This window comes from Bacillus sp. DWP3-1, from assembly GCF_049896565.1.
Classification (GTDB): domain Bacteria; phylum Bacillota; class Bacilli; order Bacillales; family Bacillaceae; genus Bacillus.
Window position 1 is genome coordinate 1 of sequence record NZ_JAFCUN010000007.1, and the last position, 12,860, is coordinate 12,860.

Annotated in this window: 13 protein-coding genes, 1 tRNA gene, 2 pseudogenes and 1 riboswitch; of the genes and pseudogenes, 7 read left to right on the top strand and 9 right to left on the bottom strand. The window is 39.7% G+C overall.

Features of this window, described 5'->3' with window-relative positions:
* From ACP7A0_RS14945 to ACP7A0_RS14955, 3 genes and pseudogenes are all read right to left on the bottom strand, one after another.
* Positions 1-142: pseudogene (locus ACP7A0_RS14945) on the bottom strand (IS5/IS1182 family transposase); the annotation flags it as partial.
* A 131-nt stretch (positions 143-273) separates the two neighbouring features.
* Positions 274-1,227, bottom strand: coding sequence for a flagellin Hag (gene hag, locus ACP7A0_RS14950; RefSeq protein WP_106071560.1), 954 nt, complete (start codon positions 1,225-1,227; stop codon positions 274-276).
* On the bottom strand, positions 1,217-1,402 hold the full coding sequence (locus ACP7A0_RS14955; protein ID WP_060596034.1) for a hypothetical protein: 186 nt from the start codon (positions 1,400-1,402) through the stop codon (positions 1,217-1,219). Before ACP7A0_RS14955 ends, hag begins: the two co-directional genes overlap by 11 nt.
* A 273-nt stretch (positions 1,403-1,675) precedes the next feature.
* Between ACP7A0_RS14955 and ACP7A0_RS14960 the strand changes: the two genes are divergently transcribed.
* Positions 1,676-2,122: a MarR family winged helix-turn-helix transcriptional regulator gene (locus ACP7A0_RS14960; RefSeq protein ID WP_060596033.1), complete on the top strand. Its 447-nt coding sequence runs from the start codon at positions 1,676-1,678 to the stop codon at positions 2,120-2,122.
* Positions 2,123-2,154: 32 nt separating this feature from the next.
* The gene (locus ACP7A0_RS14965; protein ID WP_066031023.1) at positions 2,155-3,096 is read left to right on the top strand and encodes an acetyl-CoA carboxylase carboxyltransferase subunit alpha; all 942 of its coding nucleotides are present in this window, start codon (positions 2,155-2,157) and stop codon (positions 3,094-3,096) included.
* Positions 3,097-3,296: 200 nt separating this feature from the next.
* On the opposite strand, the pseudogene ACP7A0_RS14970 reads toward ACP7A0_RS14965, so the two are convergent.
* Together ACP7A0_RS14970 and ACP7A0_RS14975 are read right to left on the bottom strand one after the other, a co-directional pair.
* Positions 3,297-3,458 (bottom strand): annotated as a pseudogene (locus ACP7A0_RS14970) (porphobilinogen synthase); the annotation flags it as partial.
* 182 nt (positions 3,459-3,640) lie between these two features.
* Complete coding sequence (locus ACP7A0_RS14975) at positions 3,641-4,060, bottom strand: MarR family winged helix-turn-helix transcriptional regulator (protein WP_060596031.1); 420 nt, start codon at positions 4,058-4,060, stop codon at positions 3,641-3,643.
* A gap of 112 nt (positions 4,061-4,172) precedes the next feature.
* Here ACP7A0_RS14975 and ACP7A0_RS14980 point away from each other — a divergent pair, with 112 nt between their 5' ends.
* Complete coding sequence (locus ACP7A0_RS14980; protein ID WP_060596030.1) at positions 4,173-5,159, top strand: YhdH/YhfP family quinone oxidoreductase; 987 nt, start codon at positions 4,173-4,175, stop codon at positions 5,157-5,159.
* A gap of 255 nt (positions 5,160-5,414) precedes the next feature.
* Here ACP7A0_RS14980 and ACP7A0_RS14985 read toward each other — a convergent pair.
* The 3 genes from ACP7A0_RS14985 to ACP7A0_RS14995 all read right to left on the bottom strand — a co-directional run bounded on the left by ACP7A0_RS14985 (position 5,415) and on the right by ACP7A0_RS14995 (position 7,910).
* Positions 5,415-5,487: transfer RNA gene (locus ACP7A0_RS14985), tRNA-Val, on the bottom strand.
* Positions 5,488-5,616: 129 nt separating this feature from the next.
* Complete coding sequence (gene metC, locus ACP7A0_RS14990) at positions 5,617-6,795, bottom strand: cystathionine beta-lyase (protein ID WP_106036705.1); 1,179 nt, start codon at positions 6,793-6,795, stop codon at positions 5,617-5,619.
* A complete protein-coding gene (locus ACP7A0_RS14995; RefSeq protein ID WP_066031026.1) occupies positions 6,792-7,910 on the bottom strand; it encodes a methionine biosynthesis PLP-dependent protein in 1,119 nt (372 codons plus the stop codon). The genes metC and ACP7A0_RS14995 overlap by 4 nt, the downstream gene beginning before the upstream one ends.
* A gap of 77 nt (positions 7,911-7,987) precedes the next feature.
* Positions 7,988-8,109, bottom strand: a riboswitch (SAM riboswitch).
* Between the two features lie 221 nt (positions 8,110-8,330).
* Between ACP7A0_RS14995 and ACP7A0_RS15000 the strand changes: the two genes are divergently transcribed.
* The 3 genes from ACP7A0_RS15000 to ACP7A0_RS15010 are packed head-to-tail and all read left to right on the top strand — an operon-like array spanning position 8,331 to position 10,080.
* Positions 8,331-9,071, top strand: coding sequence for an alpha/beta hydrolase (locus tag ACP7A0_RS15000; protein ID WP_066031027.1), 741 nt, complete (start codon positions 8,331-8,333; stop codon positions 9,069-9,071).
* A 52-nt stretch (positions 9,072-9,123) separates the two neighbouring features.
* A complete protein-coding gene (locus ACP7A0_RS15005) occupies positions 9,124-9,639 on the top strand; it encodes a YjcG family protein (RefSeq protein ID WP_034663172.1) in 516 nt (171 codons plus the stop codon).
* Between the two features lie 6 nt (positions 9,640-9,645).
* On the top strand, positions 9,646-10,080 hold the full coding sequence (locus ACP7A0_RS15010) for a GNAT family N-acetyltransferase (protein WP_058014269.1): 435 nt from the start codon (positions 9,646-9,648) through the stop codon (positions 10,078-10,080).
* Positions 10,081-10,159: 79 nt separating this feature from the next.
* Here ACP7A0_RS15010 and ACP7A0_RS15015 read toward each other — a convergent pair whose 3' ends face one another.
* Entirely contained in the window at positions 10,160-10,417 is a 258-nt protein-coding gene (locus tag ACP7A0_RS15015) for a hypothetical protein (RefSeq protein ID WP_034663177.1), read from the bottom strand.
* A gap of 126 nt (positions 10,418-10,543) precedes the next feature.
* On the opposite strand from ACP7A0_RS15015, the gene ACP7A0_RS15020 reads away from it, so the two are divergent.
* Positions 10,544-12,856 carry a UvrD-helicase domain-containing protein gene (locus ACP7A0_RS15020; RefSeq protein WP_426005644.1) on the top strand — a complete coding sequence of 771 codons (2,313 nt, stop codon included), beginning with the start codon at positions 10,544-10,546 and terminating at the stop codon, positions 12,854-12,856.
* The last annotated feature ends 4 nt before the right edge of the window (positions 12,857-12,860 follow it).

The window sequence follows — 12,860 nt, forward strand, 5'->3', positions numbered from 1 at the left end:
TATAATACGGTTTTACTTTATCTACGATAAATGAAAAATCAATGTACTGATCAATTTTACGAAGCAGGTGATCCTCTTCGACCAGTTGATCTAGCAATACAAATTCGGCTTCGTGCTGATAAGAATTTCTAGTGTGGAACATGAGAAAAACACCTTCCTTTAGTATGCTTTTCTCTATTATAAAATGGAGGAATGGAAACTTTAAGGAAAAAAATAAAGCTGTCGAGATTTTCTCGACAGCCTGAGCCCCTATATATAGGGGCTTTTGATTTATTAACGTAATAATTGAAGTACGTTTTGTGGCTGTTGATTCGCTTGTGCAAGCATCGCTTGAGACGCTTGAGAAAGAATATTGTTCTTAGTGAATTCACTCATTTCTTTTGCCATGTCAACGTCACGAATACGAGATTCAGCAGCCGTTAAGTTTTCACCAGAAGCACCAAGGTTGTTGATTGTGTGCTCTAGACGGTTTTGAACTGCACCAAGTTTAGAACGTTGTGCAGAAACTTGTTTAATAGCTCCATCAACGATTGCTAACTGATCATCAAATCCACCATCGTCATCAGCTGCAATTGTTTTAAATTTAGATACATCGATATCTTTAACAGACTTACCTGTCTCAACTGCACCATCGTTGTCTGTAACGCCTAAAGCAGCAGCGCTCATATCTTGAATGTTTACCTTAATTTGTTGTGTAGCATTTGCACCAATTTGGAATACTAAAGCATCACCATCAGTTGCTGGTGTACCTGTACTTGGATCATCTGGATCTGTCGGCGGAACTTCTGGTGTGCCTACTCCATTAAACGTACCATTTAATAATTTTTTTCCGTTAAACTCAGTACGATTAGAAATACCATCGACCTCTTCAACAAGCGCTGTGATCTCATCTTTAATTGCAGCTAAGTCTTCACCTTGCTGTGTACCAGTATTTCCAGCTTGAACGACTAGTTCACGAACACGTTGAAGGATGGAGTGAGTTTCAGTCAATGCACCTTCAGCTGTTTGGATAAGAGAGATACCGTCTTGGGCGTTTTTAGAAGCCATTTCTAATCCGCGGATTTGTCCACGCATTTTTTCAGAGATTGCTAGACCTGCTGCGTCATCTCCTGCACGGTTAATTTTAAGACCAGAAGATAGTTTCTCCATGTTCTTTTGGCTCGCACCGTTGTTTGCTGATAAACGGTTTAATGTGTTAAGTGCTGCGATATTGTGGTTAATTCTCATTTCCTATTACCTCCGTGTAATTTTTTTTAGAGAGCTTATCTGTAAAGTCCATTTGGATGAGAAGCTCTTCCTTAGAATTTTCGATTTCTAAGGCATGTGTATAGTAGTAACGCAGAGCACCTTTTGGCTCTCTTACTTTACTACCGTATGTAACATCAGTTATGGCAATATTCATGAAACCTCCTTCTATTCATTCAAAATGATTAGTCTTGTCACTTTTACGAGACTAGATACCCGCCATAACAATGAGTATTATGTTACCTACTATAGACTGAACTTCCATATATTTTAGTTTGTGGAAATTGTTAATTTCACAAATTAGACACATTTAACAAGAAGAAATATCTCGTCCATGTTGTCATATTGGCTTATGTTAAGCTTGTGAAAAAACCACATTGATGTATAATACAATTAATGTATGATACATGAATTGTAGGAGGTTGACCTTTTGAAAAGAGAAGATGCCTTAAAACTAAGAACAGATATTAAGAAAATGATTATATTAACTGGGGTTTTCGAATCTCAAAATTTGCCGAATGGACCATTTGAAAAACCTCTACCAACTTCTCAAATGATGGCGTTAGAGGAACTAGAGGTGGAAAGATTAACTGTTTGGCAACTATCCAATAAACTTAGACTAGATACTTCAACTGTAAGTAGATTGGTAGATAAGTTAGTAAAAAAGGGACTTGTTTATCGTGAAGTAAATGAAAAAAATAGAAGAGAACTTTTTCTGCACCTCACAGAAAAGGGTCACATTACTGTTAATCGCTTAAGAGAACAATCCCTTACATTTTATCAACGTATCCTCAATAATTTATCAGAATCAGAACAAAAAATAGTTGTGGATGGTTTTGAATTATTTATTGATTCTATTTCTAAGTCTTTTGATTAGAGTGAGGTAAATCATAACCTTTGGAGGATAAAATGAGTTTGGATTTTGAACGTCCTATTATTGAACTAAAAGAGAAATTTGATGAATTAAAGAAAATGATGAAAGAAAATAATGTAGATTTATCGTCAGAAATTCATTTATTAGAAAAACGTTTAAATAAAATGCAAGATGAAATTTATTCTAATCTTACAGCTTTTCAACGAGTTCAAATTGCAAGGCTACGTAACCGGCCCACGACATTGGATTATATACCTTTATTGTTTACAAACTTTTTCGAACTTCATGGTGATCGATTATATGGTGATGATAAAGCAATGATAGGTGGTATTGCAAAATTTAAAGGAATGCCCGTTACGGTTATTGGTCATCAAAGAGGTAGAAGTACAAAGGAAAATATAGAAAGAAATTTTGGAATGGCTCATCCAGAAGGATATAGAAAAGCGCTAAGACTGATGAAACAAGCTGATAAATTTAATCGCCCTATTATTACATTTATTGATACAATAGGCGCCTATCCAGGGAAAGGGTCTGAAGAACGTGGAATTTCTGAAGCGATAGCTCGAAATCTATTTGAAATGGCTACGCTTAAAGTGCCAATTGTTTGTATTGTAATTGGAGAGGCATCAAGTGGTGGAGCTCTTGGCATTAGTGTCGGTAACCATATCCATATGTTAGAGTATTCATGGTACTCGGTAATTTCGCCAGAAGGAGCAGCATCTATCCTATGGAAAGACGCTAAGTATGCTCCAGAAGCTGCTGAACATATGAAAATTTCAGCAAAAGATTTAAAACAGTTAGGAATGATTGATGAAATCATTCCTGAAATGAAAGGTGGAGCACAAAATGATATCAAATCACAGGCACAAATGATTGAATCTGTGATCGAATCATCTCTAAAAAAATTGACACCATTATCCTCAGAAGAGCTTATCCAACAGCGATATGAAAAGTATAGACAAATAGAAAATATTTAAAGTCCGTATTACATTTAGGAGGGTTCTTACAAGATAGTTCTAAATATTTTGTAAGTAACCTCTTAAACTGAATATGCTGATACTATTAAAAGATGTGTGATCGGTATGAAAAAGGATTTCTTCCATCAATACTTTTTCTGAAGGTCCTCAAATAATTCCTCATAAAAAAACAGACCCTGCATGGTCTGTTTTCATTTTGCCTATATGTTTTGAGATTCTCCATCTCTCAGTCGCCGAGCCATATCTAAAGCAAAATAAGTCAAAATGCCATCGCATCCGGCGCGTTTGAACGACATTAATGATTCTTCAATTACAACATTTGCATCAAGCCAACCATTCTGAATAGCTGCCATCAACATTGAATATTCTCCACTGAAGAAAGAATTTTGTCCATTCCTTACCTAATTTCCATAAAAAACTTAATATTATATTTATTATCACATCCAAGGATTTACAAAGCACCGAAAAGAAACTGAAAAAAGCTCCTGTAAAGGAGCCTTGTGATAGTTATCGATTTAATATGGAACTTGTTTATAAAAGTACATCATTGAAAATTATTTATAATTGTACTTAATGCTTTCTTTAGTACAACCTTATCATCATTTGACAAGTTTTGAAGCGCTGTCTCGTTCAGTTCAATTGTTGCTGCTTCAACTTGATCTCTAATGACTAAAGATTTTTGAGTAGCCTCTACTAAAATATTTCTTCGATTGTTTGGATCTATTGTGCGTTCAATTAAGTCAGCTTTTTGCATTTTATCTAAAATTCCAGAAACTGTTGAGGCTTCTAAATATACAAGTTCTCCAATTTGTTTAGGAGATAACTGACCCTCTCTCCACAGACAGTTCAACACACCATATTGAGCGGGTGTCAAATCACATTCCTCTAAAAGTTTACTAAAGTACTTGAACACTTTATTTTGACTAACACTTAGTAAAAAATTTATGCACTCTAATAATTCCATTTTATCTCCCCCACATTGACTTTACCTATAATATCATGGTAGTTTTTTAATTGAAATACTTTTGCACCAGAAATATTTTGTTGTAATATATTTTTAGAGAGGAAGATAAACAATGGATTCATTTAAAGCGATTCTAGTTACAGAAAAAAATGATCAAGTTAGTTATGATCTTCAAAATGTAAGTGTTAATGATTTATCTGAAGGAGAAATATTAATTAAAGTAGCATATTCTTCAATCAATTATAAAGATATGCTGGCTGTTCAAAAAAATGGAGGTGTTATTCGTAACTATCCAATGATTCCTGGAATTGATCTAAGTGGGACTATCGTTCATACAACAGATCATCGTTTCGTAGAGGGTCAACAAGTGATTGTCACAGGTTTCGCTATGGGCATGAGCCACACTGGAGGTTTTTCTGAATATGCTAGAGTACCTGCGGATTGGATTGTTCCTTTGCCAAATAACTTGACTTTAAAAGAAGCAATGATTTTTGGAACAGCAGGCTTTACCGCAGCTCTTTCTATCATGGCTTTACAGGAAAATGGTATGAGTACGAAAAATCAACCTAATATACTCGTTACAGGGTCAACTGGTGGAGTTGGTAGCATTGCTATACAATTATTATCTAAAATTGGGTACAACAATATTTTTGCTTTAGTGCGTAAAGATCATCAAGTTGATATAGCAAAATCTTTAGGAGCAGCTGATGTCATTTTTGCAAACGAGTTAGGAGAGCTAAAAAAACCATTAAACAAGCAAAAATTTGACTTCGTCTTAGATACCGTAGGAGGAGATGTGGCTTCTGTGATCATTCCTCAAATTTCTTATGGTGGAAGCATGAGCATGTGCGGGAATGCAGGCGGAATTAAATTAACAACAACTGTGTTACCTTTTATTCTAAGAGGGATCAACCTTCTAGGGATCGATTCTGTAAATGTACCAATCAATAAACGCAAAGTCATTTGGAACGAGATAGCAAACGAATGGAATATCTCCCAAACGACCCTAGTCAATGAGATTACTCTCAATACGTTACCTGAAAAAATTGAAGCCATTAAAAATGGTCAACATTTAGGAAGAACCATTATTAAATATTAAGATAAACGAACTTTATTTATTTAAATTACACCAGACAAATATTGAATGTATTGATGCAGATACCCCATCCCAAACAGGTGGGGTACATCTATTCAAAAAAGAGCGGGACATGCTAGTGCTAAAATACCCTCAGATATTTATAATCATGTCACAAACAAATTAGAATTTAACACCGCAGAACACTTTAATCGTTTTAACCTAAAAAAACAACCTGCAAAAAACAAAAAAACCCTTGCTAGGCAAGGGTTTAAACGATGATTCCGACTGGGCTCGAACCAGCGACCTCTACCCTGTCAAGGTAGCGCTCTCCCAGCTGAGCTACGGAATCGGGTTATGTATCAGTTCTGGGCTTTCTGTTACTGACAGTCTCTATTATATAACCATCATGATTCGTCGTCAATGGTTTTATTCAAAAAAGGTCAAAAAGCCGGCAGCCGGACCGGCTTTTTTCTCTCCTTTATGATTGGTTGACAAGAACAGGCTTTAGTTGGTCTAGTGCTTGTTTGAAGTCGCGTTTGAGGTCTTCTCCGTTTTCGACCCCTACACTTAATCGAAGCAGGCCATCTGTAATCCCTCTTTTTTTTCTTTCTTCTTTTGGCATAGCGGCATGTGACATTTTGGCTGGGTATGACAGAATGGATTCGACGGCGCCAAGGCTGACGGCGAATACAGGTAATGTGACAGCATCCACCAATTCTTTGACAGCTGCTTGGTTTTCTAATTCAAATGAAAGAACAGCTCCTGCTCCGCTTGCCTGCTTTCGCTGAATGTCCGCCCCTGGATGGTCATCTAAGCCTGGATAGTACACTTTTTTCACCGCAGGATGCTCTTTGAGAAATGAGGCCAGTTCGAAGGCCGTTTGGCTTGCTTTTTCTAATCTGACCTGAAGGGTTTTTAACCCTCTTAACACAAGCCAGCAATCCTGCACGCCAAGCACCGCGCCGAAGGAGTTTTGCAGCGAATAGAGTTCTTCTCCCAGCTTCTCGTCTTTCACGACAGCTAAGCCTGACAGTACATCACTGTGACCGCTCAAAAATTTCGTTGCGCTGTGCAGGACTACGTCAACGCCAAGGTCCAGCGGACGCTGAAGAGCAGGTGTTAAAAATGTATTATCTAAGAATGTCAGACAGTCATGTTCTTTGGCAAGCTGGACGACGCTCCCAATATCCGTAATACCTAGAGTCGGGTTTGACGGTGTTTCCATGTAAATGACTTTTGTATTCGATTGAATGCCTCTTTTGACTTCATTCAAATCGGTCATGTCCACAAAGGTATGCTCGATGCCAAATCGCGAAAGAACTTGGGTGATCATTCGAAATGTACCACCGTACACATCTCTTGTGACAAGGACATGATCGCCCTTTGATAATAGAAGAAAAGCAGTTGAGATGGCTGCCATGCCTGATGCAAAAGCAAGCCCTCTTGTTCCTCCTTCTAGCGCCGCAATCGTATCCTCTAATGCTTGACGTGTAGGAGTCCCCGATCTTGAGTAGTCATATTGACCAAATTCATCGAAGCTGCTTTGATGGAATGTGGATGCATGCTGAATTGGCACACTGACTGCACCTGTTGAACGATCTGTTTTGAACGCATTATGAACGAGTTGGGTTTCGAGTGTCCAATCGTGTGTGGTCATTTGGCGTGTACCTCCTCTTTCACTTGTGATAGTGCCTGTTTCAGGTCTGCTTTCAGGTCATCTACGTGCTCAATGCCAACGGAGAAACGGAGCAGTTTGTTACAAACGCCATTTGCAATGCGAATCTCCTCTGGGATATCCATATGCGTTTGCGTTGCAGGATACGTAATAAAGCTTTCGATTCCGCCAAGACTTTCAGCAAAACAGATCGTTTTCAGCTGCTTCAAAAATGGATTGACCCAGTCCTCCTTGGCTACACGGAATGACAGCATTCCTCCCTTGCCTGGGTAAAGGACATCTTGAATTTCTGGCTGTTTCTTTAAAAACTCTGCCAGCTCCTTCGCATTTGCCTCGTGCTGGCGCATTCTAAGAGCCAGTGTTTTCATTCCTCTCATTAAAAGCCATGAGTCAAACGGAGATAAAACGGCTCCAATTGCGTTTTGATGCTGGAACATGTCTTCAGACAGCTGCTCTCCTTTTGTCACCACAAGACCGGCAAGGACGTCATTGTGTCCGCCTAAATATTTGGTTGCGCTATGGATGACAATGTCCGCTCCAAGTGTAATCGGCTTTTGCAAAACGGGTGTGTAAAAGGTGTTATCGACAATGACCAAAGCGCCATATTCTTTTGCAATCTTTGCTATTTTTTGAATATCTGCTTCCTGCATAAGTGGATTTGTCGGCGTTTCAATAAAGACCGCTTTTGTGTTTGGCGTGATTTTAGAACGTAAACAGTCTTCATCTGAAAAATCATCGTAAAGAAACCGTAAGCCGTACTTTTTCCATTCGTTTTCAAACAAACGGTATGTACCGCCATATAGGTCTGATGAGACGATGAGTTCATCTCCGCTTTCAAATAATGCCATGATCGTTTGGATCGCAGCCATTCCCGAACTGAAGGCAAAGCCGGCCGTCCCTTCTTCGAGTGAAGCAATCGCATCCTCTACAAGCTGCCTTGTTGGGTTTTTCGTTCGAATGTAATCAAATCCGGTTGATTCCCCTATGCCTCTATGTCTGTATGCTGTTGAAAGATAAACGGGGGGACTGACCGTGCCAGTCGCCTCTTCGCTGCGGTTTCCAATTTGCGCTAATGTCGTTTCCACATGTTCTGTCATTTGACACCATCCTAAGTAAAATCTGATTTCAAAACAGAAAACCCCTTCTTCATAAGAAGAAGGGGTTTAATCGCTTCCTCTTATCTTCCAAGCAAAAAAGCTGCTTGCTGGATTTAGCACCTTGGTACATCACATGAAGTGATGCATACCGGTTGCTGAGGTTTCAAAGGGCCAGTCCCTCCACCTCTCACGATAAGAATGTATTGTCTGTCTGTTCTAATTCTTAATACTGTAACGCATTAAATCTTATTTTTCAAGAGGAATCGGAACAATTAATTGAAATTTTCTGTATTTTACAATAGATTCGGTGTTAACTGAATTGATTGCATGTTAGCATATAGGAACAACGCTGTTTTTCATGTTACAATGAATGGAAACGTTTCACTTTGTGATGAAATTGGTTAGCTGGAGGAATGGATTATGGTGAAGAAAACAGGCATTATTCAAGAAGAAACCTTACATTCAAAAGAACTTGGGGCGGATATGACCCTTTTGATCTATTTGCCAGTCAATTACTCCCCCCTTTATACATATCATGTCATCATTGCCCAAGATGGTCATGATTATTTCCGCTTAGGCAAAATAGGCAGACAGGCGGAAGAATTGATGCAAAACAAAGAAATGGAACGCTCGATTATCATTGGTGTCCCTTATGAAAATGTCTCGGAAAGACGGAATACGTATCATCCAGATGGCACAAAGTTTGAAGCGTATAAACGCTTTTTAGCAAATGAACTTGTCCCTTATATTGATACGCACTATCCAACCTATCAAATTGGCTCAGGACGCACGTTTATTGGTGATTCGCTAGGTGCTACGATTTCCCTTATGACAGCGATTGATTATCCTTCTTTATTTGGCGGGCTGATTTTGCAGTCTCCTTACGTTGATGATTCAGTCCTAGAAGCCGTTAAACAGTCGACAGCCCTTTCCCCTTATGCCATTATCCATCAAATTGGGCTGGAAGAAACGGCTGTGAAAACGACAGATGGCCAAGTGCTTGATTTTATTCAGCCGAATGAAGATTTAAAGGCGCTTCTTGAACAGTCAGGTGCGGATTATTTATTTGAGACATTCGAAGGGGATCATAAATGGACGTTTTGGCAGCCACTCATTGCGCCTTCGTTAAAAAAAATGCTCCCATATTCGTTAATCAACTGAATTTTGTTATAATAAACAATAATAAATACTTTCTTATTCAGGAGGGAACATGATGAAATACGGAGTTGTTATATTTCCATCAAAAAAATTGCAAGATATTGCGAACTCTTACCGGAAGCGTTATGATCCGAACTATGCACTTATACCGCCTCATTTAACATTAAGAACACCTTTTGAATTAACGGATCTAGAAGCGGCTGAGGTCGTCTCAACGTTAAGAGAGTATGCAAAAAATGCTTCTCCTATTACGTTACGTATTAAAAAATTCAGTTCATTCGCTCCTGTAAACAACGTCATTTATATGAAAGTAGAACCGAACGAGGAAATCATGGCGCTCAATGAAAGGTTGTACGCAGATCCACTTGCTGGCACACCTGAATATGCTTTTGTTCCGCATGTGACAGTAGCTCAAAAACTATCAGATGATGAGCATTCAGACGTACTTGGTACATTAAAGCTGAGAAAGATTGACCATGAAGAAACCGTGGATCGCTTCCACCTTTTATATCAGTTAGAGAACGGATCTTGGACCGTCTATGAAACATTTATTTTAGGAGAAGAGGGTTAAAGACATTTGAAAACAGTCATCGCAACAGCACAAACACAACGAGAAGATGCATACTACGTTCGAAAAGAAGTGTTCGTAAAAGAACAAGAAGTCCCGTTAGAGATTGAAATAGATGAACTAGAGGACGAGGCCATTCATTTTGTCATTTATAATGATGAAATGAAGCCTCAAGCAGCCGCTAGACTGCGGATCATTGAAGGGCCAAAGGCAAAGCTGGAACGAATTTGTGTGTTAAAAGAGGCGCGCGCTTTCGGCCTTGGCCACAAACTATTAGAAGCGCTGGAAACAGAAGCCATTGCTAATGGAGCGAAGGAAGCGGTTATGCACGCACAAGTCCAAGCTCTTCCTTTCTACGAAAAGAAAGGCTACAAAGCCGTTTCTGAACCGTTTGAAGAAGCAGGGATCACACATGTCAAAATGACAAAAACACTATCTGTTTGACCAAAAGAAAAAGCCAGAGCATCCATGATGCACTGGCTTTTCTTTATCATCGTTCGTCAAGGGAAGAAAGCGTAATCATTTATATATACGCATTAATATGAACGCCTTTGCCTTCTTCCATAAACATATCTCGTACAAAACGTTCCCGCTTTTTTTGCTGTACTTTCGTTTCTGCTTCTGTCACTAAGTCCTCTTTTTTCTCCAGCTCTCTGTATACCTTGTCATGAAAGGTGCGAGTAACCTTTGTTACTTTCGCGTAGTCTTCTTTATCCTGAGGAGCAGGACGATTGATATATTGAAAATACAGATCCGGCTGAATCGGGGCTATATATCCCATCAAGAACGCCTCCTTTGCTTCTCTTCTACTCTACTATTCCCTAATTATGACTGTTTGAAACACGTCTCATTTGATATGATTAGATGTGTTTCTTTTTAAGATTGATTAACTATTGGAGGACTAGCTTTGAAATGCGCACGACGACATGATCGAACGATCTCATTACATACGTATTCGAGAGAACATTATCAATTCCTCCATGACGAGGGAAAAAAAGGGCACTTATCCTGCCCATATTGCGGACAACCAGTCTTTTTCAGATTAAATATACATGAAGAACCTGCCTTTATTCATAAACATATGACGCAGCAAGAGATGTGTGAACAAGCAGAAGAACAAGAAGATCAGAAAAAAAATGCAGAGCAAGAGGAAAGTGCTTCCTATAAAGAACTTGGGGGCTTCCGTTTTCCAACAGGTAAACAGATCATCTCGCAAACGAATGAATCATATGACTGGCAGGAACCAAGGTCGATTCAATTTAGCGATGCGTTACATTTAGAAAAGAATGAACAAGCACATACCATCGAGCTCTTTCCGCATATTACCTTTAGCACACCGCAGCTTCAAGCTGTCACACATAAAGACGGTCCAATGCTGGTGCTGGCTGGCGCTGGCAGCGGAAAAACAAGAGTCTTGACAGCTAGAGCGGCATATCTCATGTCACATCATCATATTCCTGCTCACCATATCTTACTCGTGACTTTCACCACAAAAGCCAGCAGTGAAATGAAAGAAAGACTGCGCAAGCAATACCAGCTTCACCCATCACAAGCAAGCCAAGTGGTGACAGGCACCTTCCACAGTCTTTTTTATAAAATGCTGCTTCATGACGATGCAAGCAAATGGAACGGCCAGCACCTGATCAAGTTTGACTGGCAGAAGGAACAGTACATTCGGAAAGCCATCATAAATGAAGGACTTGATGAAAAAGACTACCCTACCGATCAAGTACTGCAATCGATCGGCTTTTGGAAAAATGCTTTTTTACCAGGCGAGCTTCCTGATTTGAAGGATGAAAAGGAAAAACACATGTGGACGATCTATCAATCTTATGAACAGCAAAAACGAGACAATCAGCAATTTGACTTTGATGACATGGCAATCGCCTGCTTGCACATGCTGACAGAACAGCCTGAACTGCTGAAACGATATCAAGAACGGTTCAAGTATATTTTAGTGGATGAATTTCAGGATATTAATCCAGTTCAATATCAATTGATTCAGCTTTTAGCTGGAGAATCTGAGCAGCTATTTTGTGTAGGTGATGATGATCAAGCCATTTATGCCTTTAGGGGCAGCAATCCTGCTTTCATTCTTGAATTCAAACGGGACTATCCTTCGGCTCAAATCGTCCATTTACATGCGAATTACCGGTCGCATCATACGATTGTCGCAAGTGCGGATGCCATTATTAAGAAAAATCAACATCGTTATGAAAAAACGTTAAAAGCCGTCCGTGCGGAGACAATCCCGCCTACGCTCTTTTATCCATATGACGAGGAAGAGGAAGCGACCATGATCGTGGCAGATATTCAGGAGAAAATTAAAAACGGCGCAAAGCCGAATGATATCTGCGTACTCTTTCGCACCAATACAGGAGGCCGCGCGATTTATGAGCGTCTGCATCAATCCGCGATTCCGTATGAGACGGAGGCTGGTGTCAAAGCCTTCTACAGCAGACGAATTGTTCGGGTTCTTCTCGCCTTTCTCTCTTTAAGTCAGGATGCCGATGATGTGGCTGCTATGAAACAGCTGCTTCCGGTTTTCTTTTTAAAGCAGCAGACCTTGAACACGATGAAGGCACTGACCATCACGGAAGATTGTTCAATGATAGACGCACTCGGAAAACTAACAGATATTCAGCCGTTTCAACGGAAAAAGCTGCAATCCATTGTTCCTCTGTTCCGCACGTTACGAACGTTAAAGCCGTCTGACGCTGTGACGTTTATTGAACAAAAGATGGGACTTGGTGATTACTTAAAAAAACGAGTGAACGATACGAATGTGCTTGAAAAAGGGGCGGATGATGTACGAGATGTAAAAACCGCCGCCAAACGCTTTGAAACGATTGAAGCCTTTCTCGCACATGCCGAACATATGAAATCTGCCGAAAAGGAAAAAACAGACGAACCAGGTGTTCAGCTCATGACGATTCACCGCGCAAAGGGACTTGAATTCCAAACGGTGTACATCACTTGCGTGGTCGACGGAGCACTGCCTCATGATTTCTCACTCGATGAACTAAGAAACGGTGATGAAGAAGCCCTAGAAGAAGAACGCCGTTTATTATACGTGGCCATGACAAGAGCTGAACAATCTCTTTATCTATCTGTTCCATCATTTAGGCGAGGAAAAACCGCTCATCGCTCGCGCTTTTTGTATCCCCTACTAAAGAAAAACCGAGAATTATTCACAGAAAAACAACAGGCCCCCCTTTAAGCGG

Excerpts from the sequence above, each read along its gene's own strand:
- hag (WP_106071560.1), bottom strand. The coding sequence starts at position 1,227 with ATGAGAATTAACCACAATATCGCAGCACTTAACACATTAAACCGTTTA.
- ACP7A0_RS14955 (WP_060596034.1), bottom strand. The coding sequence starts at position 1,402 with ATGAATATTGCCATAACTGATGTTACATACGGTAGTAAAGTAAGAGAG.
- ACP7A0_RS14965 (WP_066031023.1), top strand. The coding sequence starts at position 2,155 with ATGAGTTTGGATTTTGAACGTCCTATTATTGAACTAAAAGAGAAATTT.
- ACP7A0_RS14975 (WP_060596031.1), bottom strand. The coding sequence starts at position 4,060 with ATGGAATTATTAGAGTGCATAAATTTTTTACTAAGTGTTAGTCAAAAT.
- ACP7A0_RS14980 (WP_060596030.1), top strand. The coding sequence starts at position 4,173 with ATGGATTCATTTAAAGCGATTCTAGTTACAGAAAAAAATGATCAAGTT.
- metC (WP_106036705.1), bottom strand. The coding sequence starts at position 6,795 with ATGACCACACACGATTGGACACTCGAAACCCAACTCGTTCATAATGCG.
- ACP7A0_RS14995 (WP_066031026.1), bottom strand. The coding sequence starts at position 7,910 with ATGACAGAACATGTGGAAACGACATTAGCGCAAATTGGAAACCGCAGC.
- ACP7A0_RS15000 (WP_066031027.1), top strand. The coding sequence starts at position 8,331 with ATGGTGAAGAAAACAGGCATTATTCAAGAAGAAACCTTACATTCAAAA.
- ACP7A0_RS15005 (WP_034663172.1), top strand. The coding sequence starts at position 9,124 with ATGAAATACGGAGTTGTTATATTTCCATCAAAAAAATTGCAAGATATT.
- ACP7A0_RS15015 (WP_034663177.1), bottom strand. The coding sequence starts at position 10,417 with ATGGGATATATAGCCCCGATTCAGCCGGATCTGTATTTTCAATATATC.